Below are 24,019 nucleotides of genomic sequence, written 5' to 3'. Positions count from 1 at the left end.
GCTTACTCGCCCTTGCCGGTGTCGATGACTTTGCGGCCGCGGTAGTAACCGGAGGCGCTGACGTGATGCCGGCGGTGCGTCTCGCCGGTGGTCGGCTCGATCGACAGCGCGGGGGGCTTGAGCGCGTCGTGGGAACGGCGCATGCCGCGCTTGGAGCGGCTCTTGTGGTCTTGTTGAACGGCCATGGATGATCCTGTCAGTCGTCTTGCCCGCTTTGCGGGCCGTTTTTCCGAAGGGAGGCAAGCGCCGCGAACGGCTGCCGCTTGCCCGTCTCCTGCGCCGGCACCGTTGACGCACTGCACATGCCCTCGGCATGGTGCGGGTAGTCCGGCAGCGCCAGCAGCAATTCGTCTTCTATCAGTTCGGCCAGCGACACGGTCGCGCCGGCCGGGCAGATCAGCGGCTCATGACCCTTCGGCAGACGCGCCAGGTCGGCCTCGTCGGCGAGCACGCCGAGTCGGATCGGCGCCTCCAGGCGCAATTCGAACGGCGCCAGGCAGCGCTGGCAGCGCACCGTGACCGTACAGGCGACATGGCCGCTCAGCACCGGCCGGCCGCCTGCGAGCAGCTGTCCGGCAAGGGTGATTTCGACCTCAGCCACGCCAGCCTCGACCAGCGCATTCAAGCGATCCATGCCGGCCAGCGGCAGCGCACCGCCGACACGCTGGCCGGTCTTGGCCCACTCCAGCGGGTCGATCGAGTCTGGTAGGAGCCCCGACATAAGGGCGCGAAGTGTAGTGGCGCGGTCGAGCCGGTGTCAAAGCCGCCTTTGGCGGCCCCGACCGTGCGATCCGCCTGTCCAATCCGCCGTCTAAAATGCACGCCCCATCGCCCGCTCCGACCCCTCCATGTCCGCTGCCACGCCGCCGCTCGTCCTGGCCTCGACCTCGCCCACCCGGCGCGAGCTGCTGGCGCGGCTCGGGCTGCCGTTCGAATGCCGTGCCCCGCAGGTGGATGAAGCGGCCTTGCCCGGTGAGGTGCCGGCGGCCTTGGCCGAGCGGCTGGCGCGCCGGAAGGCCGAGGCGGTGGCGCCGGTCTGTCCGGCACATTTGATCATCGGCTCGGATCAGGTGGCGGTGGTCGAAGGGCGCGTGCTCGGCAAGCCCGGCGATCGCGCACGCGCGGCCGAACAGCTGGCGTTCGCCGCCGGGCGGGTGATGGTGTTCGAGACGGCCGTGTGCCTGCTCGACAGCGCCACCGGCCGGGCGGCGGTGCGCCGGGTGCCGTTCGAGGTCGCCGTGCGCCGCCTGGCGGCGGCCGAGATCGAGCGTTATCTGGACCATGAGCAGCCGTTCGGCTGCGCCGGCTCGCTGCGCTCCGAGGGCTACGGCGTTACGTTGTGCGAGCGCATGAGCGGTGATGATCCGACCGCGCTGCTGGGCCTGCCGCTGATCGCCTTGTGCGAGTTGCTGCGCGCGCAGGGGGTGGTGTTGCCTTGAGCGGGCCGGGTGCTGGCGTTGCGGCATCCCGTCGCGGGCATGTCCTCAACGCCAGCGCAGGGTGTTCGACAGCGTGTCGAGCGCGGCGGCGGTGGCCTCGCTGCCGGCGCTGCGGATGAGTTTCTCGAAATACGCCGGGCGCACGGTGTAGTCGACCACCTTGTCGGCCTTGAACACCTCGCGCGCCACCGTGTCGGCGTCGCCGAGCGCGTCGACCAGGCCCAGCTCGACGCCCTGCGCGCCGGTCCACACCAGCCCGCTGAACAGCCGCGGGTCGTCCTTGAGCCGCTCGCCGCGGCCTTGTTTGACCACGTCGATGAACTGGCCATGGATGCTGGCGAGCAGTTCGCGGGCGTGCGCCACGTCGTCCGGGTTTTGCGGTGAGAAGGGGTCCAGGAAGCCCTTGTGCGCACCGGCAGTCAGCAAGCGCCGCTCGATGCCGAGCTTGTCCATCGCGCCGACGAAGCCGAAGCCGTTCATCAGCACGCCGATGGAGCCGACCACGCTGGCCTTGTCGGCGTAGATGCGGTCCGCCGCCACCGCCACGTAATAGCCGCCGGAGGCGCAGATGTCGTCGATCACGGCATACAGCGGCACGTTCGGGTGCAGCTTGCGCAGGCGGCGGATTTCGTCGTTGATGCGCCCGGCCTGCACCGGGCTGCCGCCAGGGCTGTCGATGCGCAGCACCACGCCGGCCACGTGGCTGTTGTCGTAGGCGGCGCGCAGCGACTCGATGACCAGATCGGCGTCGGCCTCGGTGCCGGGGGCGATGATGCCGTTCAGCTGCACCAGTGCGGTGTGCCGGCTGGTGACCTGCGGCACGCCGACGTCGGTGCCGAGCAGGCCGAGCACCAGCAGGATCAGCACCACCGACAGCAGGCGGAAAAAGATCCGCCAGCGCCGGGCGCGGCGCTGTTCGATCAACGTGTCGCGCAGCAGGCGCTCGAGCACTTGCCGCTCCCAGGCAGGCGGTTGGGTGTCGTCGTTCATGCCGTCCTCGCGGTGGGGGGATGGGCGCTGCGCAGGCGCTCGAGCGGCTGCTCCAGGGCGGCCGGCAGCGGCGCCTCGAAGTGACGTGGCGTGTCGTCGTCGAGCGGGCCGATGACCAGCCGCGCGGCGTGCAGGAACAGCCGTCTGAGCCCCAACTCGCGCAGCGCCGCGTCGGCGGTCGGGTCGCCGTATTTGGGATCGCCGGCCAGCGGATGGCCCAGGTGCTGGGCGTGCACGCGGATCTGGTGCGTGCGCCCGGACAGCAGTTCGGCTTCCACCAGGGTGGCGTTGGCAAACCGCTCGCGGACGTGAAACACGGTCACCGCCGGCTTGCCGGCGTCGCTGACGCGCACCAGGCGCTCGCCGCCGCGCTCGTAGCGGTCGAGCGCGGCGGCGACACGCTGCCGGCGCCCGGCGAGCGGGCCGACCAGCAGCGCCAGGTAGCGTTTTTCGATGACGCCGCCGCGCAGTTGTTCGTGCAGCGCGCGCAGCGTGCTGCGCCGCTTGGCGATCAGAAGACAGCCCGAGGTGTCGCGGTCCAGGCGGTGCACCAGCTCGAAAAACGGCTGCTTGGGGCGCAGTTGGCGCAGCGCCTCGATGACGCCGAAGTCGACGCCGCTGCCGCCATGGCAGGCCAGTCCGGCCGGCTTGTCCAGCACCAGCAGGCGGTCGTTCTCGAACAGGATGGCGCTTTCCAGTTGACGCAGGCGAAAGTCCGGCGCCTGCGCGGGCGCTCGCGGCGGTGGCAGGTCGACCGGCGGCAGGCGCACCCGGTCACCGGCCTGCAGGCGGTGTTCGGGGCCGATGCGGCCACCGTTGACGCGCACCTCGCCGCGGCGCAGCAGGCGATACACGCGCGTGCGCGGCAGGCCACGCAGGCGCGCCATGAGGAAATTGTCGACCCGCTGGCCGGCCTGGTCCGGGGCGACGTCGACGTAGGTGACGGCGCGCTCGCGCGCGCTCGCCGGTCCAGTATTAAGCCCCGTCATCGCGTGTTAATGTTGGCGGCGCAGTGGCCATCATGATGATCAAAACGACTTTTGCGGCGATCCGGCGCCTCGGGCGGCATGCCCTGGGCCTGCTGGCGTTGCTCGCGTCGGTCAGGCTGATGCAGCGTGTCAGTGCCGCTGCTACCGATTTTCTGCACGTCATTCTATTCCTCCTCGGCCCGTCCCCGCGGACGGCGCCCGCCGGAGGCCCCGACCCCGATCCGTGCGTCGCGCCGCGTTGCGGCGTGCCGGCCTATCTGCCCCCGCCATTGGGGGCGCTGCCGTCCGGCACGCGCTACGCCGCCCGGCGTCTGCCAAGAGAAATCCCTGATGAAACGCATCCTGTTCAACGCCCGCCAGTCGGAGGAGCTGCGGGTGGCGATCGTCGACGGTCAGTACCTGTTTGACCTCGACATCGAATCTCCGAATCGCAATCAGAAAAAAGGCAACATCTACCGTGGCGTGGTGCGCCGCGTCGAGCCTAGCCTGGAGGCCGCTTTCGTCGATTACGGCGGCGCCCGGCATGGCTTTCTGCCGCTGAAGGAAGTCGCGCCGATCTACCTGCAGGGGCCGAACGGTGAGCCGCGGCCGCTGCGCGAAGGCCAGGAAATCACCGTCCAGGTGGAAAAAGAGGAGCGCGGCACCAAGGGCGCGGCGCTGACCACCCACGTGAGTCTGGCCGGCCGGTATCTGGTGCTGATGCCGTGCAGCCCCGACGCCGGCGGCGTGTCGCGCAAGATCGAAGGCGAAGACCGCGCCGAGCTGAAGGAACTGCTCGGGCAGTTGCAGCTGCCGTCCCACATGGGCGTGATCGTGCGCACGGTGGCGGCCGAGCGCAGCCTGGCCGAGCTGCAGTGGGACCTCGATCACCTGGTCGAGCTGTGGAATGCCATCGATGCCGCCAGCACCGGCCGTCCGGCGCCGTTCCTGATCTACCAGGAAAACAACGTGGTGGCGCGGGTCATCCGCGACTACTTCCGCGACGACATTGGCGAGATCCTGATCGACGACGAGGCCACCTACGAGGAGGCCCGTTCGCTGATGCAGCAGCTGATGCCGCAGAGCCTGCCGCGCCTGAAGCTGTACCAGGACAAGGTGCCGCTGTTCACGCGCTACCAGATCGAGCACCAGATCGAGACCGCGCACCGGCGCGAGGTGCCGCTGCGCTCCGGCGGCGCGCTGGTGATCGATCACACCGAGGCGCTGACCGCCATCGACATCAACTCGGCGCGCGCCACGCAGGGCGCCGACATCGAAGAAACCGCCACCAACACCAACCTGGAGGCCTGCGACGAGATCGCCCGCCAGCTGCGTCTGCGCGACCTGGGCGGGCTGATCGTGATCGACTTCATCGACATGATGAAGGCCAGCAACCAGCGCGCCGTCGAAGACCGCCTGCGCGATGCGGTCAAGTACGACCGGGCGCGCATCCAGCTCGGCAAGCTGTCGCGGTTCGGCCTGCTCGAGATGTCGCGCCAGCGCCTGCGCCCGTCGCTGAAGGAAACCAGCCACATCACCTGCCCGCGCTGCAACGGCCAGGGCACCATCCGCAGCGTGGAATCGACCGCCCTGCACGTGCTGCGCCTGCTGGAAGAAGAGGCGCTCAAGGAGCGCACCGGGCGGCTCGAGGTGCAGGTGCCGGTGGCGGTGGCGACCTATCTGTTCAACGAAAAACGCGAGGCGGTGGTCGAGCTCGGCCAGCGCTTGGGGGTGAACCCCATCATCCTGCCGAACCCGGCGCTCGAGACGCCGCATTACGAACTCGAGCGTACGCGCGTGCAGGACCTGAACAAACGCCTGCTGGAAACGCCCAGCCACGAGCTGGCGCTGGCCGTGCCGCCGCCGGAAGCGGCGGCGGCGCCGGCGGCGGCGGCCGCCCAGCCGGCAGCCGTGCAGCGGATGGTGCGCAGCGCGCCGCCGCCGACGCCGGCGGCGGCGCCAGCGCCGGCCGAGGCCCAGGCGCCGGCGGCGCAGGCCCAGGCCGGCCTGTTCACCCGCCTGTGGCGCAGCCTGTTCGGGGCACCGGTGGCGGCGCCCGCGCCGGCGCCCGCCAAGCCGTCGCCACGCCCGGCGCGAGCCCAGCCGGCCCGCAGTGAGGCGCCGGCGGCGCGGGCCGAGGCGCGCGGCGAACGTGGTCGGCAGGCTGCGGCGCCGCGGGCGCAGGCGCCAGCCACACCCCGCGCCCAGCCGGCGGTGCGGGAAGCGCAGCCGGCCGCGCGCGAGGCTGCGGTGCGCGAAGCTCAGCGGGACGCCCCGCGCGAGGGTCAGCGCGAGGGGCGCTCGGGGCGGCGCGGTCGCCGCGGCGGTCAGCGCAGTCAGGCCGGTGGTGAGGCGCGTGCGCCGCAGCACGCCGAGCCGCGTACCGAAGAACCGCGCGAACGCGCGACCGGCCAGCGGGTGCCGGCCGCGGCGGTGGTGCCGTCGAGCGTCGCGCCGGTGGCCGAGCTGCTGACGGTGCCCGCGCCGGCGCCCGTCGCCGCGGCCGAGCCGGTGGCGCCAGCGCCGCAGTCCGCTGCCTCGTTCGAGCCGGTGGCCGAGCCGGCGGCGCCAGTTCCGGCGGCACCGGTCGAGCCGCCGGTGTTGGCCGAGGTGGCCACGGTAGAGGCCGCGCCGGCCGCAGAGCCGGTAGCGGCGCCAAGCGTCACGGCGGTCGTCGAGCCGAGCCAGGCGCCACAGCCGCCGGCGCAGGACGTGGCGGCGCCGCTGCGCTCCCCGACACCGGCCGTCGGTGGGTTGATGCAGGTCGAGACCGTAGCGGCCGAGCAGCAGGACAAGGACGCCCGGACCGGTTGAGCGGCGGTGACGGTGCCGGGCGGCATCAAGGGGTGTCGCCCGGCGCTTCACGCCGGCGCCTCGCGCCGTGGCGAACGTCAGCAGTGGACCCGACGGAGGCCCGTCATGCCGTCATTCGATGTCGTTTCCAAGGCCGACCTGCACGAGGTGGCCAACGCGGTCGACCAGACCAACCGCGAGCTCGGCACGCGCTTCGATTTCAAGGACACCGGCGCCAAGGTGGAGTTGAACGAGGCGGTCATCACGGCCCAGGCGCCGAGCCGGTTCCAGATCGAGCAGCTGCTCGACGTGCTGCGCACGCGCCTGGCCAAGCGCGGCGTGGACTTGAAGGCGCTCGATTACGGCAAGGTGGTGGAAGCCGGCCAGCGCGCCACGCAGACCATCACCGTGCGTCAGGGCATCGACGCCGAGCACGCGCGCAAGCTGGTCAAGCTGATCAAGGACAGCAAGCTGAAGGTGCAGGCCGCCATCCAGGGCGACGAGCTGCGCGTGTCCGGCAAGAGCCGCGACGACCTGCAGGCGGCAATCGCGCTGCTGCGCAAGCTGGAAGACTTCGACCTGCCGCTGCAGTTCGTGAATTTCCGCGACTGAACAGCGTGTCCGCGCTGGCCGGTGCGGCGCCGTTCGAGCGGTCCCGGCCGCACCGCAGTCACGAGAGGCCGTCATGAAATCACGCCCCAGCCCGCCGCGCCTGTGGCCCGGTCAGCCGTATCCACTCGGCGCGCACTGGGACGGGCGCGGCGTCAATTTCGCCCTGTTCTCGCTGCACGCCGAGAAAGTCGAGCTGTGCCTGTTCGACGCCGCCGGGCGGCGCGAGACCGCGCGCCTGGCGCTGCCGGAGTACACCGACGAGGTCTGGCACGGCTACCTGCCGGACCTGCGTCCCGGCCAGCTTTACGGCTACCGCGTGTACGGGCCCTATGACCCCGAGCGCGGCCACCGTTTCAACCACCACAAGCTGCTGATCGACCCCTACGCGCGGCTGCTGCACGGCGCCCTGCGCTGGCACGACGCGCTGTACGGCTACCGGGTGGGCGACGCGCGCGGCGATCTGTCCTTCGACACCCGCGACAGCGCCCGCTACCTGCCCAAGTGCGTGGTGGTGGACGACACCGCCGGCGTGGCCGAAGCGCCGCGGCCGCGCCGGCCGTGGCGGCGCAGCGTGATCTACGAGCTGCACGCCGGCGGCTACACGCGCCGCCACCCGCAGGTGCCGGAGGCGCTGCGTGGCAGCTTTCGCGGCCTGGCCGAGCCGGCGGTGGTGGCGTATCTGGCCGACTTGGGCGTGACTGCGCTCGAGCTGCTGCCGGTGCACGCGCACGTCGACGAGCGGCGCCTGGTCGACATGGGGCTCAGCAATTACTGGGGCTACAACTCGATCGGCTTTTTTGCGCCGGACAACCGGTTTCTCACCCGCCCGGACCCGGGCGAGTTTCGCCTGCTCACGCGCACGCTGCACGACGCCGGCCTCGAGCTGCTGCTGGACGTGGTCTACAACCACACCGGCGAGGGCAGCGAGCTGGGGCCGACGCTGAGTTTCCGCGGCATCGACAACGCCAGCTACTACCACCTCGACCCGGCCGCGCCGCGCCGCACGCGCGATTTCACCGGCTGCGGCAACAGCCTGAACCTGGCCCAGCCGCGCGTGCTGCAACTAGTGCTCGATTCGCTGCGCTACTGGGTGCAGCAGATGGGTGTCGACGGGTTCCGGTTCGATCTGGCCACCACGCTGGCGCGGGACGGAGCGGATGCCGGTTTCGATCCGGGCAGCGGCTTTCTGGATGCCGTACGCCAGGACCCGCTGCTGGCCGAGGTCAAGCTGATCGCCGAGCCATGGGACCTCGGGCCGGGCGGCTACCGCCTGGGCGGCTTTCCACCCGGCTGGGGCGAGTGGAACGACCAGTACCGTGACACCGTGCGCCGCTTCTGGCGCGGTGACGACGGGCAGGTGGCGATGCTCGCCTCGCGCCTGACCGGATCGAGCGACATCTTCCCCAACCACGGCCGCCGGCCGACGGCGAGCGTCAATTTCATCACCGCCCACGACGGCTTCACGCTGCGCGACCTGGTGTCCTACGAGCGCAAGCACAACGAGGCCAACGGCGAGCACAACCGCGACGGCACCGACAACAACCTCGCCTGGAACTGCGGCGTGGAGGGACCGACCGACGATCCGGCGGTGCGTGCGCTGCGCCTGCAGCAGATGCGCAACCTGCTGGCCACGCTGATGCTGTCGCAAGGTACGCCGATGCTGCTGGCCGGCGACGAGTTCGGCCACACCCAACACGGCAACAACAACGCCTACTGCCAGGACAACCCGCTCGCCTGGCCGGACTGGGCCTGCCTGGCCGACGGTGAGGGCGCCGCCTTGCATCGTTACCTGCGCCGCCTGCTCAGGCTGCGCCAGCGGCACGGCGTGTTCCGGCGCGATCGTTTTTTCACCGGCCAGGTCATCCCCAGCAGCGGTCACAAGGACATCACCTGGCTGAACGCCGACGGCAGCGAAAAACAAGCCGCCGACTGGCAGGCCACGCCGCACCTGCTGGCCTTCGTGCTGGACGGCGAGGCCGGCGTGGAACACCTGGGGCCGCAGGGCCAGTCGCGGCGGGACGACAGTTACCTGGTCGTCCTGCACGCCGGCCCGGCACCGGCCGCGGTGCGGGCACCGCCGGCGACGCTGGGCGCCGCCTGGCGACGCGTGTTCGACACCTGCGCCGCCGACGGCAAGGGCGACGGGCTGACCCTGCCGGCCGCAGTCGAATACCAGCTGCCGGCCCGTTGCCTGCAGGTGTTCGAGCGCGTGGAGGCGGCGCCATGAGCGAGGCCGAGCTGTGGTTCGAGCTGAACGGCCAGCGCCTCACCTGCCGGCTGCTGCGGGCGCGCCGGCGCACGTACGCGCTGCGCGTGGTGGCCGACGGCGTGCTCGAACTGCGCCTGCCGCAGCGGCTGCCGGCGCGGCTGGTGCCGGACATCCTGCACCGGCATCGGCGCTGGATCGCCGGTCAGCTGCAGCGGCGCGCCCAGCCACCGGCGGCGCCGGACTTCGGTCCCGGCAGCGCGCAGCGCTATTTGGGCGACAGCTACCCGTTGCAGCTCGCCAGCGGCCGCCGGCAGGTGCAGTTGCAGGACGGCGCGCTGCAGGTGGCGGTGCCGGCGCCGCACGACGCGGCGGCGGTCAGCCTCGCCCTCGACGCCTGGTACCGGGCGCAGGCCGAGATGCTGCTGCCGCCACGGCTGACGGCGCTCGCGGCCGCGCTGCCGTGGACTGCCGGGCGCGCACTGCCGCCGCCGCGGCTGGTGCGCCTGCGCAGCCGCTGGGGCAGCTGCAGCGCCGCCGGGCGCATCACGCTCAACGTCGGCCTGGTGCTGCTGGCGCCGGCGCTGATCGACTACGTGCTGCTGCACGAGCTGTGTCACCTCGCCGAGCTGAATCACGGCCCGCGTTTCTACGCCCTGCTGGCGGCGGCACTGCCCGATCACCGGGAGCGGCAGGCGGCGCTGCGCGGCCAGCGGCCGTGGCAGCCGGCAAGTAAACGCTGAAAACTTCCTTTCCTGGAATTTTTCGGCTCGCGCTGCGCGGTACATGCCGGCGCCGTGCTCCGTCGGTCAATGGCGGAGGCCCTCGAGCGACGCCAGGGCATGCCGCCCTGGACGGTGGTGCAGGTGCTGGCCGGGCCGCCGCACGCGGCCGTGCTATAAGAAAAGGCTTTGACCGGCGCCCGCGCGTCGGTCGTCATCGCTCACGGTCACAGAAATTTCCATGTCCGCTTCACTCGCCTTGCCGTCGGCTGCTCGCAGGCCGCTCGTTTCCGCCGCGGGAGCCGCCTGATGGCCGCCCGCAAGCCGCCGCTGCCGCCGGCCGCGCAGCGCGTCCGGCCGCTGCCCGAACAGCGCCCGAAGCCGGTCTCGGATGATCCCACCGCGCCGCAGCGCGTGGCGGCCATCATGAGCAGCCCAAGCTACCGCATCGCCGACCAGGACCCGGATTTTTTGCGCCTGGACGAGAACCGCGGCCTGCGCCTGCACGTGGATTACCTGAAGCCGGAGATGCTGCTGCGCCAGCACGGCGTCCAGCACACCATCGTGGTGTTCGGCGGCACGCGCATCCATGAAGCGACGGCGGCGGCGCGCGAGCTGGACGAGCACCGCGCGGCGCTGGCGGCCGATCCGGGCAACGCCGAGCTGGCGCGGCAGCTCGCCGTGGCCGAGCGGCGCGCCGCCAAGGCCCGCTATTACGACGTGGCACGCGAATTCGGTCAGTTGGTCGGCCGTTCCGGTGCCGGGCCGCAGGATTGCAGCCTGGTGGTGATGACCGGCGGCGGCCCCGGCATCATGGAGGCGGCCAACCGCGGTGCTTTCGACGTCGGCGCCAAGTCGGTGGGGCTGAACATCAGTCTGCCGCGCGAGCAGTACCCGAATCCTTACATCACGCCCGAGTTGTGCTTTCGTTTCCACTACTTCGCGCTGCGCAAGCTGCACTTTCTGCAGCGGGCGTGGGCGCTGGTGGCGTTCCCGGGCGGTTACGGCACCTTCGACGAGTTGTTCGAGACCCTGACGCTGATCCAGACCCGCAAGATTCACCCGGTGCCGGTGGTGCTGGTCGGCGAGAGCTACTGGCGCCGGGCAGTCGATTTCGATTTCCTGGTCGACGAGGGCGTCATCGACCCCGAGGACCGCGACCTGTTCTGGTACGCCGAGACGGCGCAGGAAATCTGGGACGGCATCCTGCGCTGGCACGAGCACAACGGCGGCAGCCTGTTTCCCTGCGTGTAAGGAAAATGCTGAAAAATTCCCTCCCTGGAATTTTCAGCTCGCCGTCGCGCGGTATAGGCCCGCGCGACGCTGATTGAATCAAGGAGTTACGCCCTCGATTCAGGCCGGGGCATCCTGCCCCGGACGTCGAGACGTAAGCGTTCCCCAAGCGGCGCCGGCGGCGCGTCAGGGATTTGAAACCGCCATCAGATTTCCTCAGAGTTTGTGACGAAATGCGCGTCCTGCGCATTGCTTGCGTCGCCCGTGCGGCCATCCCTGGCCGGCCTCGGAGCTTGAAAAATTCACAAGCTCTCAGCCGGGGGCGGCAGCCGCTGACGCATCCGCCCAGCCGCCGCCGAGCGCCTTGAACAGCGTCGCCGCCGCCAGGCGCGCGTCGTGGGCGGCGGTGGTCTGGTCGAGCTGGGCCGACAGCAGGCTGCGCTGGGCGACCAGCACGTCCAGATACAGGCCGCGGCCGCTGCGGTACTGCAGCTCGGCCAGCGCCAGTGCGCGCTCGAGCGCGCGCACCGCGTCGGTCTGTGCCTGCTCGCGGGCCTGCGCCTCGCGCAGCAGGGTGAGCGCGTCGCGCACCTCGGCGAACGCCGTCTGCACGGTCTGCCGGTACAGGATTTCGGCCTGCTGGCGTCTGGCCTCGGCGCCCCGCACCTGCGCCTTGACGCGGCCGAAGTCGAGCAGCGGCGCCACCAGTGAGCTGCCGAGCGACCAGTTGTACGCGTCCCCGCCGAACAGATCGCCCACGCGCAGCGCGTCGCTGCCGATGAGCGCGGTCAGGCTGATGCGCGGGAACCACTGCGCCCGCGCGGTGCCGATGTCGGCATCCGCGGCGCGCAGCGCCGCCTCGGCGGCGCGGATGTCCGGCCGGCGCTGCAGCAGCTCGCTCGGCAGCACGCGCGGCAGCGCGCCGGGCAGGGCGAGGGTGGAAAACTCGCCCGGCGGCGGCGCGGATTCGATCAGCGCCTTCGGCGTGGCGCCGGTCAGCACCGCCAGCGCCGTGCCGCTGCGCGAGACCAGATCGCGCAGGCTGGCGGCCAGCGCCCGGCTGCTGGCCAGCTCCGCCTCGGCCTGGCGCAGCGTCAGCTCCGTGCCGGCGCCAAGGCGCAGCCGCGCGCGTTCGAGTTCCAGCGCCTGCTCGCGGGCGCTGACGGTGGCATCGGTGATGACCAGCTGGCGCTCGGCCGAGCGCAGGTCCAGGTACGCGCCGACCACGTCGGTGACCACCGTCAGGCGCACCGCCTCGGCGGTGTAGGCGGATTCGAGCAGGCGGGCGCGGGCGGCGTCGCTGGCGCTGCGCAGGCGCCCGAACAGGTCGAGCTCGTAGCCCAGCACGCCGGCCACGCTGTACAGATTGCGCACCTGGCCGCTGCCGGTGGTGGCGGCGCCGCGCTGGCGCGAGGCGTCGGCCTGCGCGTCGAGCGTCGGCCACAGCTCGGCGCGGGCGCCGGCCAGCAGCGCGCGGGCTTCCTCCACGCGCGCGGCGGCCAGCGCCAGGTCGAGGTTGGCATCCAGCGCGCGGGCGACCAGGCGGTCGAGCTCGGCATCGCCGAACTGTCGCCACCAGTCGGCGGCGGGCGGCCGGGTGGCGCCGTCGAGCACAGGGTCGTTCCAGCCGGCCGGCAGCGCCGGCAGCGGCGGGTTCCGGTGCGGGGCCAGCGAGCAGGCGCCCAGCCACAGCGCCAGCGCCGCGGCGCCTGCGCGGCGCAGCGCCGGCCCGCAGCGCGCGCCTGCGCGCCGAACCCTCTCGGGGGCGGACTTTTTCAGCAGTCCCTCGCCGGCCTTCACGCCTGGCGCAGCGCGCTGTGCCGGCGCGCGTAGGCGAAATACACCACCACGCCGATCGCCATCCAGATCACGAACCGCCACAGCGTGACGGCCTCCAGGCTGGCGATCAGATACCCGCAGGACACGATGGCGAAGATGGGCGTCCACGGCATCCACGGCGTGCGAAACGGCCGTGGCAGGTCCGGCTGCGCGCGGCGCAGGTACAGCACCGCCACCGACACCATCACGAACGCCGCCAGCGTGCCGACGTTGACCAGCGATGCCACCTCGTGGATGGGCAGCACGCCGGCGGCGATGGCGATCAGCAGCCCGGTCGCCAGCGTGGTGCGCGCCGGCGTGCGAAAGCGCGGGTGCACCTCGCTGAACGCCGCCGGCAGCAGGCCGTCGCGCGACATGGCGTAGAACACCCGCGTCTGGCCGTACATCATCACCAGCAGCACCGAGGTCAGGCCCGCCACCGCGCCCACGGCGGTGGCGCCGGCGGCGAAGTGCTCGCCGACCTGCACCAGCGCAAAGGCGATCGGGTCGGCCACGTCGAGCGTGCTGTACGGCGCAATGCCGGTCAGCACCACGGTGACGGCGATGTACAGCAGCGTGCACAGCACCAGCGAGGTGATGATGCCGATCGGCATGTCGCGCTGCGGGTTTTTGGCTTCCTCGGCGGCGGTGGAGACGGCGTCGAAGCCGATGTAGGCAAAAAAGATCAGCCCGGCGCCGGCCATCACCCCCGACCAGCCGAACGGCATGAACGGCTGCCAGTTGGCCGGCTGCACGTGCGGCACGGCGGCGTACAGGAAGATGCCGATCACGGCCAGTTTCAGGATCACGATCAGCGCGTTGGCGACGCTGGTCTGGCGCACGCCGACCGCCAGCAGCAGGCTGATCAGCAGCATCACCGCGAACGCCGGCAGGTTGACGATGCCGCCCTCGGCCGGGCCGTGCGTCAGCGCCGCCGGCAGCGTGATGCCGATGCCCTCCAGCAGGCGCAGGAAATAGCCCGACCAGCCGATCGCCACCGTGGCGCAGGCCAGCGCGTACTCGAGGATCAGGTCCCAGCCGATGATCCACGCCGGCAGTTCGCCGAGCGTGACGTAGGTGTAGGTGTAGGCGCTGCCGGACAACGGCACGGTGGAGGCGAGCTCGGCATACACCAGCGCCGCGAAGCCGCAGGCCAGCGCCCCCATCACGAACGACAGCGCCAGCGCCGGCCCCGCCTTGGTGGCGGCCGCCACGCCGGTGAGCACGAAAATGCCGGCACCGATGATGGCGCCGATGCCCAGCAGGGTCAGGTCCAGCCCCGACAGGCTGCGCGCGAGGCCCTGATCGCCGTTGGCGAGCGCGGCGGCGATGGATTTGCGGCGCATCAGGCCCTGCGTCATTGGCATGGTTCCCTGGGTCAGGTGGCGGAGCCGCGCACGGCGTGCGGCGGGTATGGGCGTGCTTTAGCAACATCAGCAACATCGGTGCCGGCCGGTCGGACCGATCGGCGCCGGGCGCCAATGATTCAGGACTTGCCGGCCAAAGAAAAGCGCCGGCGCTTTCCTATAATCGCCGGCCCTTTCACGTCCGCGGGACTGTGTCATGACTTACTGTGTCGGCATCAAGGTGAATGCCGGGCTGGTGTTCGCCTCCGACTCGCGCACCAACGCCGGCGTCGACCACATCAGCACCTACAGCAAGATGCACGTGTTCGAGCAGCCGGGCGAGCGGGTGTTCGTTGTGCTCAGCGCCGGCAACCTCGCCACCAGCCAGGCGGTCATCAACGCCCTGCGGCGCGAGTTCAACGACCCGGCCGGTCCCGGCCTGCGGCAGGTGCGCGACCCGTTCGAGGCGGCCGACTACCTTGGCAAGCTCAGTTACCGCATCCAGCAGGAGCACGCCGACGCGCTGGCGCGCAGCGGCGTCAGCGCCGAGGCCACCTTCATCATCGGCGGCGAGGTCGCCGGCAGTACCCACGAGCTGTGCCTGGTGTACGCGCAGGGCAACTACATCAGCGCCACGCCGGAAACCCCCTACCTGCAGATCGGCGAGACCAAGTATGGCAAGCCGATCCTGGACCGCATCATCGCGCCCGACACCACGCTCGACGACGCCGCCCGCTGCGCGCTGGTGTCGCTGGATTCCACCATCCGCGCCAACGTCTCGGTCGGCCCGCCGCTGGACCTGGCGGTGTGCGAGGCCGGCGCGCTGCGCGTCACCCGCCGCCTGACGCTGGCCGCCGACTCACCGCTGTACCAAGGTATCCAGCAGGGCTGGAACGAGGGCCTCAAGCGCGCCTTTTTGGACCTGCCGCGCTTCGACTGGGAGTTGGGGGGATGACCTCTTGAGGTTTTTTTTAGGCCCGACTTCACCCGGCAAGCTTGCAGGATGAGCTGGCTGTGGCTGGCGGCGAGATGCTGTGGCATCGGCCGATTCAAGGCCGCGCGGGTGGTGGCCGACAGACTGCCCGCCTTCCTGCCCCGGGGTGCTCATGGAACCTGTGTCGTTCACCGCAGCCGCTACAACGCTCGTTGCGCTGCCGGTGGCCCGTTACCGCCTGCATCTGATCGCCGACAGCGCCGTGCGCCTGCCGGCCTATGCCGGCTCTGCCTGGCGCGGCGCGCTGGGGCATGCGCTCAAACGCACGGTGTGCGTCACCGGCGCGCGGCACTGCCCGGACTGCCTGCTGTACCGCTCCTGCGTCTATCCCTACGTGTTCGAGACGCCGCCGCCGGAGCGCGCCGAGAAGCTGCGCAAGTACCCGGCGGCGCCGCATCCGTTCGTAGTCGAACCCTGGCCCGACTGCCGCGATGTCGCGCCCGGTGAAACCTTTGGCGTCGACCTGGTGCTGATCGGGCGCGGCCAGGCCCAGCTCGCCTATTTCATCGAGGCGCTGCGTCGCGCCGGCCAAGGCGGCGTCGGCCAGGGCGCGGCGCAGGGAGCCGGCCGCTATGCGCTCGCCCGCGTCGAGCAGCAGACCGCCGCCGGCTGGCAGACGATCTACGCCAGCGGCGGACGGCTGCAGTCGCAGCCTGCGCGCGTGCCGAGCATTCCACCGCCGCCCGCCGGCCTGGTGCGCGTGGAACTCTCGACGCCGCTGCGCCTGAAGGTGGCCGAGGACCTGGTCACGGCCGAGCGGCTGCGGTTTCGGGATTTCTTCTCGGCGCTGCTGCGGCGGCTGTCGCTGCTCTCCTATTTCCACACCGACACGCCGCTCGACACCGATTTCCGCGCCCTGGTGCAGGCCGCCGAGGCGGTTCCCATCGAGGATGCCGACCTGCGCTGGCACGACTGGACGCGCTACTCGGCGCGCCAGGATGCGCTGCTGCAGATGGGCGGCCTGGTCGGCGCCTTCGTGCTGCCGGGCGCGGCGCTGGCGCCGTTGTGGCCCTATCTGTGGCTCGGCCAGTGGACGCACGCCGGCAAGGGCGCGGTGATGGGTCTGGGTCGCTATCGACTCAGCATGTAACGACAAGCTTGTAGCGGGAGGAGGGGATGGACGATCGGCGGCAGACTGGGGCCATGAACACACCCGAAGCCGTTGTCCGCGACCCCGCCGACTTTCCGCGCCGCGTGCTGCTGGCGGTCAGCGGCCTGTCGCCGCAGATCGTCACCGAGACGCTGTACGCGCTCGCCGTGCGTGGCGAGCGGCCGTGGATTCCTACGGAAATCCGCCTGCTCACCACAGCGCGCGGCGCCGAGCACGCGCGGCTGAATCTGCTGTCCGGCGATCGCTGGTTCGAGCGCCTGCGTGCCGACTACGGCCTGCCGCCGATCCGTTTCGATGCCGACTGCATCGAGGTGATCCGCGACGCCGCCGGCGCGCCGCTGGCCGATATCCGCAGCCAGGCCGACAACGACGCCACCGCCGACGCGCTGACCGAAGCCGTGCGCGCGCTCACCAGGGAGCCCGACTGCGCGCTGCACGTGTCGATCGCCGGCGGGCGCAAGACCATGGGCTATTACCTCGGCTACGCGCTGTCTCTGTTCGGCCGCGCCCAGGACCGGCTCTCCCACGTGCTGGTGGACGAAGGTTTCGAGGGCCACCCGCAGTTCTACTACCCGAGCCCGACCGAGCGGGTGATCCACACGCTCGGCCCCAACCCGCGCCCGCTCGACTGCCAGCAGGCGCAGGTGACGCTGGCCGAGATTCCCTTCGTGCGCCTGCGCGAGGGCCAGCCGGCGGCACTGCTCGCCGGCAGCGCGCGCTTTTCGGAGGTGGTCGCCGCGCTCAACCGGGCGCTGGCGCCGCCACGGCTGGTGATCGACGTCGTCGACGGGCGGGTCGAGGCCGGCGGGCAGGCCGTGGCCATGCGCCCGGCAGACCTGGCCTTTCTGCTCTGGTTCGCGCGCCGCGCCCGCGCAGGGCTGCCGGGCCTGCGCCGCCCGGCCGATGGCGTGCCGGATGCCGACTACGCGCGCGACTACCTCGTCGAATACGACCGCCTGCAAGGAAGGAACGCGCGCACCGACGCCCGCTACCGCAACGGCATGTCGAAGGGCGATTTCGACGAACGCCGCACACGCGTCAATCAGGCTCTGGTGGACGCGCTGGGGGCGCCGCGCCACGCGGCGCCCTATCTCATCCGGGGCGAGGGGCGGCCGAAAGAGTACCGTCTCGACCTGCCACCGAACGCCATCATCCTGCGCGAGGACTGAACGCCGATGCACACCCTGGTGAGCTTTCTGGGCCGCGGCCGCGACAATCCGACTTCGGGCTACCGCGAGGCGAGCTATCGCTTTGCCGACGGCCGCACGGCAACCACGCCGTTCTTCGGCCTGGCGCTGGCGCGGCATCTCGACCCCGACCTGCTGGTGTTGCTCGGCACCGAGTCCAGCATGTGGGACGTGCTGGTCGAGAACCTGCCCGGCATCGGCGAGGCCGACGAGGCGCTGCGGCTCGAACTGATGGAGGCCGTCGCCGCCGGGCGCGTCACCGCGGACCTGCTCGGGCGCGCCCAGCCGTTGATCGAGCGCGCCATCGGCCGGTCGGTGCGCCTCAAGCTGATCCCCTTCGGCCGCGATGCGGCCGAGCAGCGGCAGATTCTGGAGTGTATCGAGCAGGCCGCCGGGCGCGGCGAGGTCAGCCTGGACGTGACGCACGGCTTTCGGCATCTGCCGATGCTGAGCCTGGTGTCGGCCTTCGTGCTCGAGCGCCTGGGGCGCACGGTCACCGGCATCTACTACGGCGCGCTCGAAATGACCGCGGACGGCCACACGCCAGTGCTGCGCCTGGACGGCCTGCTCGCCATCCAGCGCTGGGTGGAGGCGCTGGCCGTGTTCGACGCCAGTGGCGATTACCGCGTGTTTGCGCCGCTGCTGGCCGCCGATGGCGTGGCGGCCGACAAGACCCACTGCCTGGAGGAGGCCGCCTTTTTCGAGCGTACGTCCAACGTCGCCGATGCCGCCCGGCAGCTCGCCACCTTCCTGCCGGCGCTCGATGCGCCGCTGCCCGGCGCCAGCGGGTTGTTCCAAAAGCGCCTGCGCGAGCGCCTGGCCTGGGCACGCGAGCCGGACCTCGCCACCCGGCAGCGCAAGCTGGCGCACCAGCACCTGAACCGGGGTGACTTCGTGCGCGCCGCCATCTTCGGCTACGAGAGCTTGCTCAGCCGGCTGTGCCTCGAGCAGGGGCACGATCCGCTCGACTACGCCGCGCGGGAGCGCCTGGCGCGCGCGTTCGGCGAGGAACTGCACGCCGGCGAGCACGCCGACTGGAAGCGCGAGGCGTTTCTGACACTCAAAAACCTGCGCAACGCCCTGGCGCACGGCACGCCGCCCACGCGCGAGGCGCTGCGGCCCAAGCTGCGCGACCGAGACAAGCTCGCTGCGGAGATTCAAAGGTGTTTGCACAGGTTGGCGGCGTGAGGGCGATGGCCCCGTGCCGCGGCGACTACCCTCGCAGCAGTCGTAGGGCCGGCTCGATGCCGGCGATGGCCTCGAAGTCGCGGTCGTCGTGCAGCAGCGGCAGTTCGTATTCGACGGCGAGCCGGGCGATCAGGCAGTCGTGCGGGCTGCGCGGCGTGACGCCGGCCCAGCGGCAGCGCACGTACAGCGCGCCGGCCTCGGCATGGGTGGTCCCACCCGGCGCGGGCTCCAATATCGACAGCGCGGCAAAGCGGTGGCGCAGTTCCGCCAGCGCCTGGGGCGAGCGCGCCCTGCAGCAACTCCTGCAGGATCACCGGCGCGATGCAGGCATCGCCCTCGTCGAGCAGCGCGGTCGCGGGCGTGGCGCGGCCCCCAAATCAACTGCCTCGCGCTAGCTGCGGGCATGGGTAACGCGCATGACTTCGGCCACCAGTTCGTCGTCGATCACGACGTTGGTTCGCATGGCATACACCTCCGAATGTGTTTCAGCGTAGCGCCTGGGCTGCCGCGACGACAGGGTCCGCGGCACACCGGGGACCGCAGGGCGTGCCGGCGGACAGCGGCAAGCTTGCGAAATCGCCACGGGCCGGGTTGCGGCCCTCATCCTGTCGACCGCCACGACGGAATCCAACGATGAAGATGAAAACGCTCGAATACGAATTGCGCTTCCTGACCCCGGCTTTTCTCGGCAACGCCGAGCAGAGCGCCCAGTGGCGCACGCCGCCCATCAAGGCGCTGCTGCGCCAGTGGTGGCGGGTGGTGTGGGCGGCCGAGCATGGTTTTCGCGACAACGTGCCGGCAATGCGGCGTGAGGAGGGGATGTTGTTCGGCGTCGCCAGTGATGGCGAAGGTGACAGCCGTAAAAGCCGCATTCGCCTGCGGCTAGATCGATGGGATGAAGGCCGGCTGACCGCATGGCAGGCATTGCCGACAGTCGCCCATCCTGAAGTGAGGTTTGCGGTCGGCAGCGACCTGTATCTCGGCTACGGCCCCTTGACCTTGCCGAAGGGCGCGAGGGCACCGGCGCTCAAGGCCAACACCGCGATACAGGCAGCCGAGTCCGCCATGTTCTCGGTCGCCGTACCGGACACGGCCCTGCTGGCCGTTGAACGCGCGCTGGCGCTGATGCACGGCTTCGGCACGCTCGGCGGGCGCAGCCGTAATGGTTGGGGCTCGTTCGTGCTCATGCCGCAGGGCGACACCGGCCCGCTGGCTTTAGACCTGCCGCTGCGACCGTGGCGCGACTGCCTGGATCGCGACTGGCCGCACGCCATCGGCCGCGACGAACGGGGTCCGCTGATCTGGCAGACCGCGCCACACGCCGATTGGAAGGCACTGATGAGGACGCTGGCGATCATCAAGATCGGGCTGCGTACGCAGTTTGCATTGGAACTACGGCCAGCTCACGGGGATAAACCCAAGACAAATAAAAAGGGCGAGCAAGTCGGGATCGACCACGGCAGACCGCAGGATCGGCATTGGCTCTCGTACCCGATAACAAATCATTCCGTGCAGCCGTGGGATTACGACATCGTCCACGGCAGGAGAAACAGCCTCAATCTGCGCCTGCCCAACACCCTGCGCTTCAAGGTCCGCGCCTTGCCGGACGGCAGGCTCGTCGGCGTGATCTTCCATGTGCCCTGTCTGCCGCCCCCTGCGTTCCGCCCGGATCGCAAGGCCATCGAGGGCGTCTGGCAGCGCGTACATGAACTGCTGGACGAGTTATCGCAGGAAAAAGGCAAGCGCGCCTATGCCTCGATCAGGGACCTGCAGCGCCGCACAGCGCTCAAGTCCGTTCTCGACAGCCTCACCGTGCAGCGCGTGCAGGAGTAATCCATGAACGACGACAAGATTTGGCAAACCAAACTCGCTGCCCGCCTCCACGACCCGGCGGAAAAGGCGCTGGTGCTGTTGCGCGACCCGGCCGGGCACGAGAACGGCACCTCGCGCGCGTTGCGCCGGCTGCTCGGGCTAGATGCGCTGCCAGCCGGCGACATCGACCCGGACAACGACCAGGCGCTCGCCAACCTGCTGTTCAGGCAGGGCCTGCCGGCGGACATCTACCGTCAGGTGCAGCGCGCCGACTGGTGGGCCGCCGCTGCCGACCGGCCGCAGTGGCCGATGGACGAGATCACCGTCAAGACCAAGACCGGCGACACCCGGACGCTCGCCGTGGCCGACTGGGCTCGGGTGCCCTGGACGCAGCAGCCGGTGCTGATCCACCCGCTGACCGGCGATGCCGTGGACCTGCACGACCTGTCCGACACCAAACTCGACGCGCTCAAGCAGCGCAGCTCCGATCACTTCTCCGAGCTGCTCATCAAGCTCGGCGCCCAGGGCGATGCGCCGCAGGACTGGCGCAAGACGCTGCTCGCCTACTGGCGCTTCGGGCCGGACCTGGCCGCCACCGGCGCCGATACCGACGACAACCACAAGCTCGGCGCGCTGTGGGAAGTGCTGCCGGTCGACACCCGGGTGCCGGATCACAGCATCTGGGATCACCTCGATCTGACCTCCGCCTTCGCCGGCGCCTTTGCTGCCGATCCGGACGGCGAGGCGGCGCTGCTGGCGCTCTCGATCGGCCCGGTGCAGGGCTTCATCGCCGCCGCGCGCTCGACCTCGGACCTGTGGGCTGGATCGCACCTGCTGTCGCGCCTGGCCTGGGAAGCGATGCGCCCGGTGTGCGAAGAGCTGGGGCCGGACGCGATTCTGTTTCCGCGCCTGCGCGGCATCGCGCAGGTGGATCTGTGGCTGCGCGACGCGATGGGCCTGCCCGATGCGCTGTTCCGGCATTGTGAATGGAACAAGGGCGCGACCGACGCCAACCCGCTGTTCGCGGCCGCGCTGCCCAACCGCTTCGTGGCCGTGGTGCCGGCGAGCCGGGCGCGGCAGATTGCCGAGAACGTCACCCGGCAGGTGCGCGACTGGCTCGCACGACTGGGTGAAGACGTCGTGATGCGGCTATTGCACGAAGCTGGCTTCGACAAGGAAACGACGCTGACGCCCTACGAACAAATGAAGGAGCAGCTCGCCGGCTTTCCCGAAGTGCACTGGGCCGCGGTGCCGTTCTCGGTCATCCGCTGCCGGGATGCGGCGAAACAGCGCGATCTCGATACCAGTGCGCTTTCGGCGGCGATGGCGCCTTTCTTCGGCGTACAGCCCGGCGAGCCCAGCGGATTTCTCGCCACTCCGGCCTGGCAGGCGCTGCAAAAGGACATTGCCTGGGGCGACGGCACCACCTTCTTTGCCCCCAACCCAGGCGTGCTCTACCCGGCGGTGTACGACCTCGCCGAGCGCGTACTGGCGGCGGCCAAGAGCACGCGCCCGTTCGCGCAGAGCGCGCAGCAGGGCTGGCGCTGTTCGCTGACCGGCGAGACGGAGTGGCTGACCACGGACCGCGAGCAACTGAAAAAGTCCTACCGCCAGCAGACCGACACGCTGTGGGCGCGCGTGGCCGCGAGCAAACCTTCCTGGGCGAAAAAGGGCGAGCACCTGGGTGCACTGCCGGCCATCAAGCGCCTGTGGCCGACGATCTTTGCCGAGGAAGTGGGCCGGGTGCTCAACCCGCGCGACGACGGCGCTGCGCGGCGCATCGACCGCTTCGTGGTCTCCACGCACACCATGGCGCTGGCGAGCCAGCTCGACCGCTGGCTGGAGAAAGGCGGCCACACCGCGCCGGGCCTCGATGCCGAATGCCGGAAGCACAGCGCCGAGGCGGTCGCGTTGCCGCGGGCACTGATGCTGCGCCACAAGAGCAACCCGGCCGCGCTCGCCGATGCCAAGCGCATCCCCGGCCTGCTGGAAGCGGCGCAGGACGGCGACGATGACGCCGCTGTCGAGTCTGCACGCCGCCTGGTGCGAGCGACGTTGGCAACGGCGTCGGACAAGTCAGAAGTCAGGCTCGAAACCTACTACGCGCTGCTGATGATGGACGGCGACCGCATGGGTGCGATCCTGTCGGGCGACGACAAGACCAGCATCAGCTACCGCGACAGCTTCCACCCGCAGGTGCGCAAGGGCTTCGACGAACGCGCGGCCACGCAGCCGCTAATCCGCCGCTACGGCGAACAGAAACGCGCCATTTCGCCCAACCGTCACCTCGCCGTGTCCGGCGCACTCAACGACTTTTCGCAGGCCGTGGTGCGCCATGTGGTCGAGACCGAGTACCTCGGCCGCGTGATCTACGCCGGTGGCGACGACGTGCTCGCCATGCTGCCAGTGGCCGACCTGCTACCGGCCATGCAGCGGCTGCGCCACGCCTATAGCGGCACCTTGCCGGAGGATGCGGACGTGAGCTGGCGCGAGCTGCGCGCGGATCGCAAGGCGCTGCACTGCAAGAACGGTTTCGCGTACCTGAACGGCCGACTGCTGCGCATGATGGGCCGCCACGCCACCGCCTCCACCGGCGCCGTGATCGCCCATCACCAGGCGCCGCTGTCCGCGGTGCTGCGCGAGCTACGGGCGGCGGAAAAGCGCGCCAAGGCGTATCGCCGGCCGGATGAACACGGCCAATGGGTCGATCGCGATGCGTTCTCGATCACCGTCATCAAGCGCTCCGGCGGAGCGCTGCACCTCACCGAAAAATGGGGCGAGCCGGTGGCGCTGCTCGACCACAGCATCCGCTTTCTGGCCGATCCGGGCGTGTCGCGCCGGGCCGTCTACAACAGCCTGGAGTGGCTGACCGACCTGCCCGACCCCAAGGCGCACCCGGACATGCTGCGCGCCCTGCTCGGCTACCAGCTCGCGCGGCAGGCGCAGAGCGCGGCCAAATCGCAGGCGCCCGAGCTGGCGCGCCGGCTCGCCGCGCTGGCCAGCCAGCAGGAAAGGAACGGCCTCGACTGGCTGCGCAACTTCCTGTCGGTGGCCGAATTCCTGGCCCGGGAGACCCGCGCCGGCGTACCCGACACGCAACCGGCCACCGCGGCCGAGGGAGCCACCGCATGAGCACGAGCGTTTTCATCGAGCCGCTGGATGTGCTGTTCCTGCGCGGCAACAAGCTGTTTGGCGACCCGGGCAGCCATGGCGAGGCGCTGATCCCGCCCTGGCCCTCGGTGGCGTCCGGCGCGCTGCGCTCGCGCATGCTGGCCGACGCGGGGCTTGATCTGTTCGCCTTCGGGCGCGGCGAAGTGGATCACCCGAGCCTGGGCACGCCGGCCGCACCCGGACCATTCACCATCACCGGGTTTCACCTGGCGCGCCGCCACGCCGATGGGCGCGTCGAATTGCTGATGGCGCCGCCGGCCGATCTGGTGGTATTCGCGGCGGAGGGCGACCAGCCGTTTCGGGTGCAGCGCTTGGCGCCGGCCGCACCCGTCAGCGGGCTCGCCACCTCGGCCGAGCTGCCGCTGCTGCCGGTGCTGGCGCAGGCAGATCGGCGCAAGCTGGCCGGCGGCTATTGGCTGACCGAAGCGG

20 protein-coding genes and 1 pseudogene are annotated in these 24,019 nt (G+C 70.6%); 13 read left to right on the top strand and 8 right to left on the bottom strand.

Annotated elements, in window-relative coordinates:
* Window positions 1–2 precede the first annotated feature (2 nt).
* Together rpmF and PHC73_RS00525 are read right to left on the bottom strand one after the other, a co-directional pair.
* Entirely contained in the window at window positions 3–185 is a 183-nt protein-coding gene (rpmF, locus tag PHC73_RS00530) for a 50S ribosomal protein L32 (protein WP_300123606.1), read from the bottom strand.
* Between the two features lie 11 nt (window positions 186–196).
* A complete protein-coding gene (locus PHC73_RS00525; RefSeq protein WP_300123605.1) occupies window positions 197–625 on the bottom strand; it encodes a YceD family protein in 429 nt (142 codons plus the stop codon).
* A 223-nt stretch (window positions 626–848) separates the two neighbouring features.
* Here PHC73_RS00525 and PHC73_RS00520 point away from each other — a divergent pair, with 223 nt between their 5' ends.
* The gene (locus PHC73_RS00520) at window positions 849–1,439 is read left to right on the top strand and encodes a nucleoside triphosphate pyrophosphatase (RefSeq protein WP_300123604.1); all 591 of its coding nucleotides are present in this window, start codon (window positions 849–851) and stop codon (window positions 1,437–1,439) included.
* Between the two features lie 45 nt (window positions 1,440–1,484).
* Here PHC73_RS00520 and PHC73_RS00515 read toward each other — a convergent pair whose 3' ends face one another.
* Both PHC73_RS00515 and PHC73_RS00510 read right to left on the bottom strand, forming a co-directional pair.
* Complete coding sequence (locus PHC73_RS00515; RefSeq protein WP_300123603.1) at window positions 1,485–2,429, bottom strand: S49 family peptidase; 945 nt, start codon at window positions 2,427–2,429, stop codon at window positions 1,485–1,487.
* Window positions 2,426–3,418, bottom strand: a complete 993-nt coding sequence (locus tag PHC73_RS00510; RefSeq protein ID WP_300123602.1) for an RluA family pseudouridine synthase — start codon at window positions 3,416–3,418, stop codon at window positions 2,426–2,428. The genes PHC73_RS00515 and PHC73_RS00510 overlap by 4 nt, the downstream gene beginning before the upstream one ends.
* A 330-nt stretch (window positions 3,419–3,748) precedes the next feature.
* On the opposite strand from PHC73_RS00510, the gene PHC73_RS00505 reads away from it, so the two are divergent.
* The 5 genes from PHC73_RS00505 (at window position 3,749) to PHC73_RS00485 (ending at window position 10,984) form a co-directional block, all read left to right on the top strand.
* On the top strand, window positions 3,749–6,211 hold the full coding sequence (locus tag PHC73_RS00505) for an Rne/Rng family ribonuclease (protein ID WP_300123601.1): 2,463 nt from the start codon (window positions 3,749–3,751) through the stop codon (window positions 6,209–6,211).
* Window positions 6,212–6,316: 105 nt separating this feature from the next.
* Window positions 6,317–6,802 (top strand): YajQ family cyclic di-GMP-binding protein, encoded by a 486-nt coding sequence (locus tag PHC73_RS00500; protein ID WP_300123600.1) that lies wholly within the window; start codon window positions 6,317–6,319, stop codon window positions 6,800–6,802.
* Between the two features lie 73 nt (window positions 6,803–6,875).
* The gene (gene glgX, locus PHC73_RS00495; RefSeq protein WP_300123599.1) at window positions 6,876–9,029 is read left to right on the top strand and encodes a glycogen debranching protein GlgX; all 2,154 of its coding nucleotides are present in this window, start codon (window positions 6,876–6,878) and stop codon (window positions 9,027–9,029) included.
* Window positions 9,026–9,751 (top strand): SprT family zinc-dependent metalloprotease, encoded by a 726-nt coding sequence (locus PHC73_RS00490; RefSeq protein ID WP_300123598.1) that lies wholly within the window; start codon window positions 9,026–9,028, stop codon window positions 9,749–9,751. Before glgX ends, PHC73_RS00490 begins: the two co-directional genes overlap by 4 nt.
* A 288-nt stretch (window positions 9,752–10,039) precedes the next feature.
* Window positions 10,040–10,984, top strand: a complete 945-nt coding sequence (locus PHC73_RS00485; protein ID WP_300123597.1) for a TIGR00730 family Rossman fold protein — start codon at window positions 10,040–10,042, stop codon at window positions 10,982–10,984.
* 291 nt (window positions 10,985–11,275) lie between these two features.
* Here the strand turns inward: PHC73_RS00485 and PHC73_RS00480 are convergent, their stop codons facing one another.
* Both PHC73_RS00480 and PHC73_RS00475 read right to left on the bottom strand, forming a co-directional pair.
* Window positions 11,276–12,763 carry an efflux transporter outer membrane subunit gene (locus PHC73_RS00480; RefSeq protein ID WP_300123596.1) on the bottom strand — a complete coding sequence of 496 codons (1,488 nt, stop codon included), beginning with the start codon at window positions 12,761–12,763 and terminating at the stop codon, window positions 11,276–11,278.
* The gene (locus PHC73_RS00475) at window positions 12,760–14,127 is read right to left on the bottom strand and encodes an amino acid permease (protein ID WP_300123595.1); all 1,368 of its coding nucleotides are present in this window, start codon (window positions 14,125–14,127) and stop codon (window positions 12,760–12,762) included. Before PHC73_RS00475 ends, PHC73_RS00480 begins: the two co-directional genes overlap by 4 nt.
* A 217-nt stretch (window positions 14,128–14,344) precedes the next feature.
* Between PHC73_RS00475 and PHC73_RS00470 the strand changes: the two genes are divergently transcribed.
* The 4 genes from PHC73_RS00470 (at window position 14,345) to csx2 (ending at window position 18,607) form a co-directional block, all read left to right on the top strand.
* The gene (locus PHC73_RS00470; RefSeq protein WP_300123594.1) at window positions 14,345–15,082 is read left to right on the top strand and encodes a proteasome-type protease; all 738 of its coding nucleotides are present in this window, start codon (window positions 14,345–14,347) and stop codon (window positions 15,080–15,082) included.
* Between the two features lie 151 nt (window positions 15,083–15,233).
* The gene (gene cas6 / locus PHC73_RS00465) at window positions 15,234–16,211 is read left to right on the top strand and encodes a CRISPR system precrRNA processing endoribonuclease RAMP protein Cas6 (RefSeq protein ID WP_300123593.1); all 978 of its coding nucleotides are present in this window, start codon (window positions 15,234–15,236) and stop codon (window positions 16,209–16,211) included.
* Between the two features lie 53 nt (window positions 16,212–16,264).
* Window positions 16,265–17,401: a CRISPR-associated ring nuclease Csm6 gene (gene csm6, locus PHC73_RS00460; protein WP_300123592.1), complete on the top strand. Its 1,137-nt coding sequence runs from the start codon at window positions 16,265–16,267 to the stop codon at window positions 17,399–17,401.
* Between the two features lie 6 nt (window positions 17,402–17,407).
* Window positions 17,408–18,607 carry a TIGR02221 family CRISPR-associated protein gene (csx2, locus tag PHC73_RS00455; protein WP_300123591.1) on the top strand — a complete coding sequence of 400 codons (1,200 nt, stop codon included), beginning with the start codon at window positions 17,408–17,410 and terminating at the stop codon, window positions 18,605–18,607.
* 25 nt (window positions 18,608–18,632) lie between these two features.
* Here the strand turns inward: csx2 and PHC73_RS00450 are convergent.
* A pseudogene (locus PHC73_RS00450) lies at window positions 18,633–18,884 on the bottom strand (PIN domain-containing protein); the annotation flags it as partial.
* A 114-nt stretch (window positions 18,885–18,998) separates the two neighbouring features.
* Complete coding sequence (locus tag PHC73_RS13905; protein WP_366949764.1) at window positions 18,999–19,070, bottom strand: type II toxin-antitoxin system VapB family antitoxin; 72 nt, start codon at window positions 19,068–19,070, stop codon at window positions 18,999–19,001.
* Between the two features lie 170 nt (window positions 19,071–19,240).
* Between PHC73_RS13905 and PHC73_RS00445 the strand changes: the two genes are divergently transcribed.
* The 3 genes from PHC73_RS00445 to PHC73_RS00435 all read left to right on the top strand — a co-directional run.
* The gene (locus PHC73_RS00445; protein WP_300123589.1) at window positions 19,241–20,440 is read left to right on the top strand and encodes an RAMP superfamily CRISPR-associated protein; all 1,200 of its coding nucleotides are present in this window, start codon (window positions 19,241–19,243) and stop codon (window positions 20,438–20,440) included.
* Window positions 20,441–20,443: 3 nt separating this feature from the next.
* The gene (gene cas10, locus PHC73_RS00440; protein ID WP_300123588.1) at window positions 20,444–23,551 is read left to right on the top strand and encodes a type III-B CRISPR-associated protein Cas10/Cmr2; all 3,108 of its coding nucleotides are present in this window, start codon (window positions 20,444–20,446) and stop codon (window positions 23,549–23,551) included.
* On the top strand, window positions 23,548–24,019 hold a 472-nt coding region (locus PHC73_RS00435), incomplete at its 3' end, for a type III-B CRISPR module-associated Cmr3 family protein (RefSeq protein ID WP_300123587.1). The genes cas10 and PHC73_RS00435, both read left to right, overlap by 4 nt.

This window comes from Immundisolibacter sp., from assembly GCF_028696615.1.
Lineage (GTDB): Bacteria > Pseudomonadota > Gammaproteobacteria > Immundisolibacterales > Immundisolibacteraceae > Immundisolibacter.
This window is presented reverse-complemented; position numbering and strand designations above follow the sequence as displayed.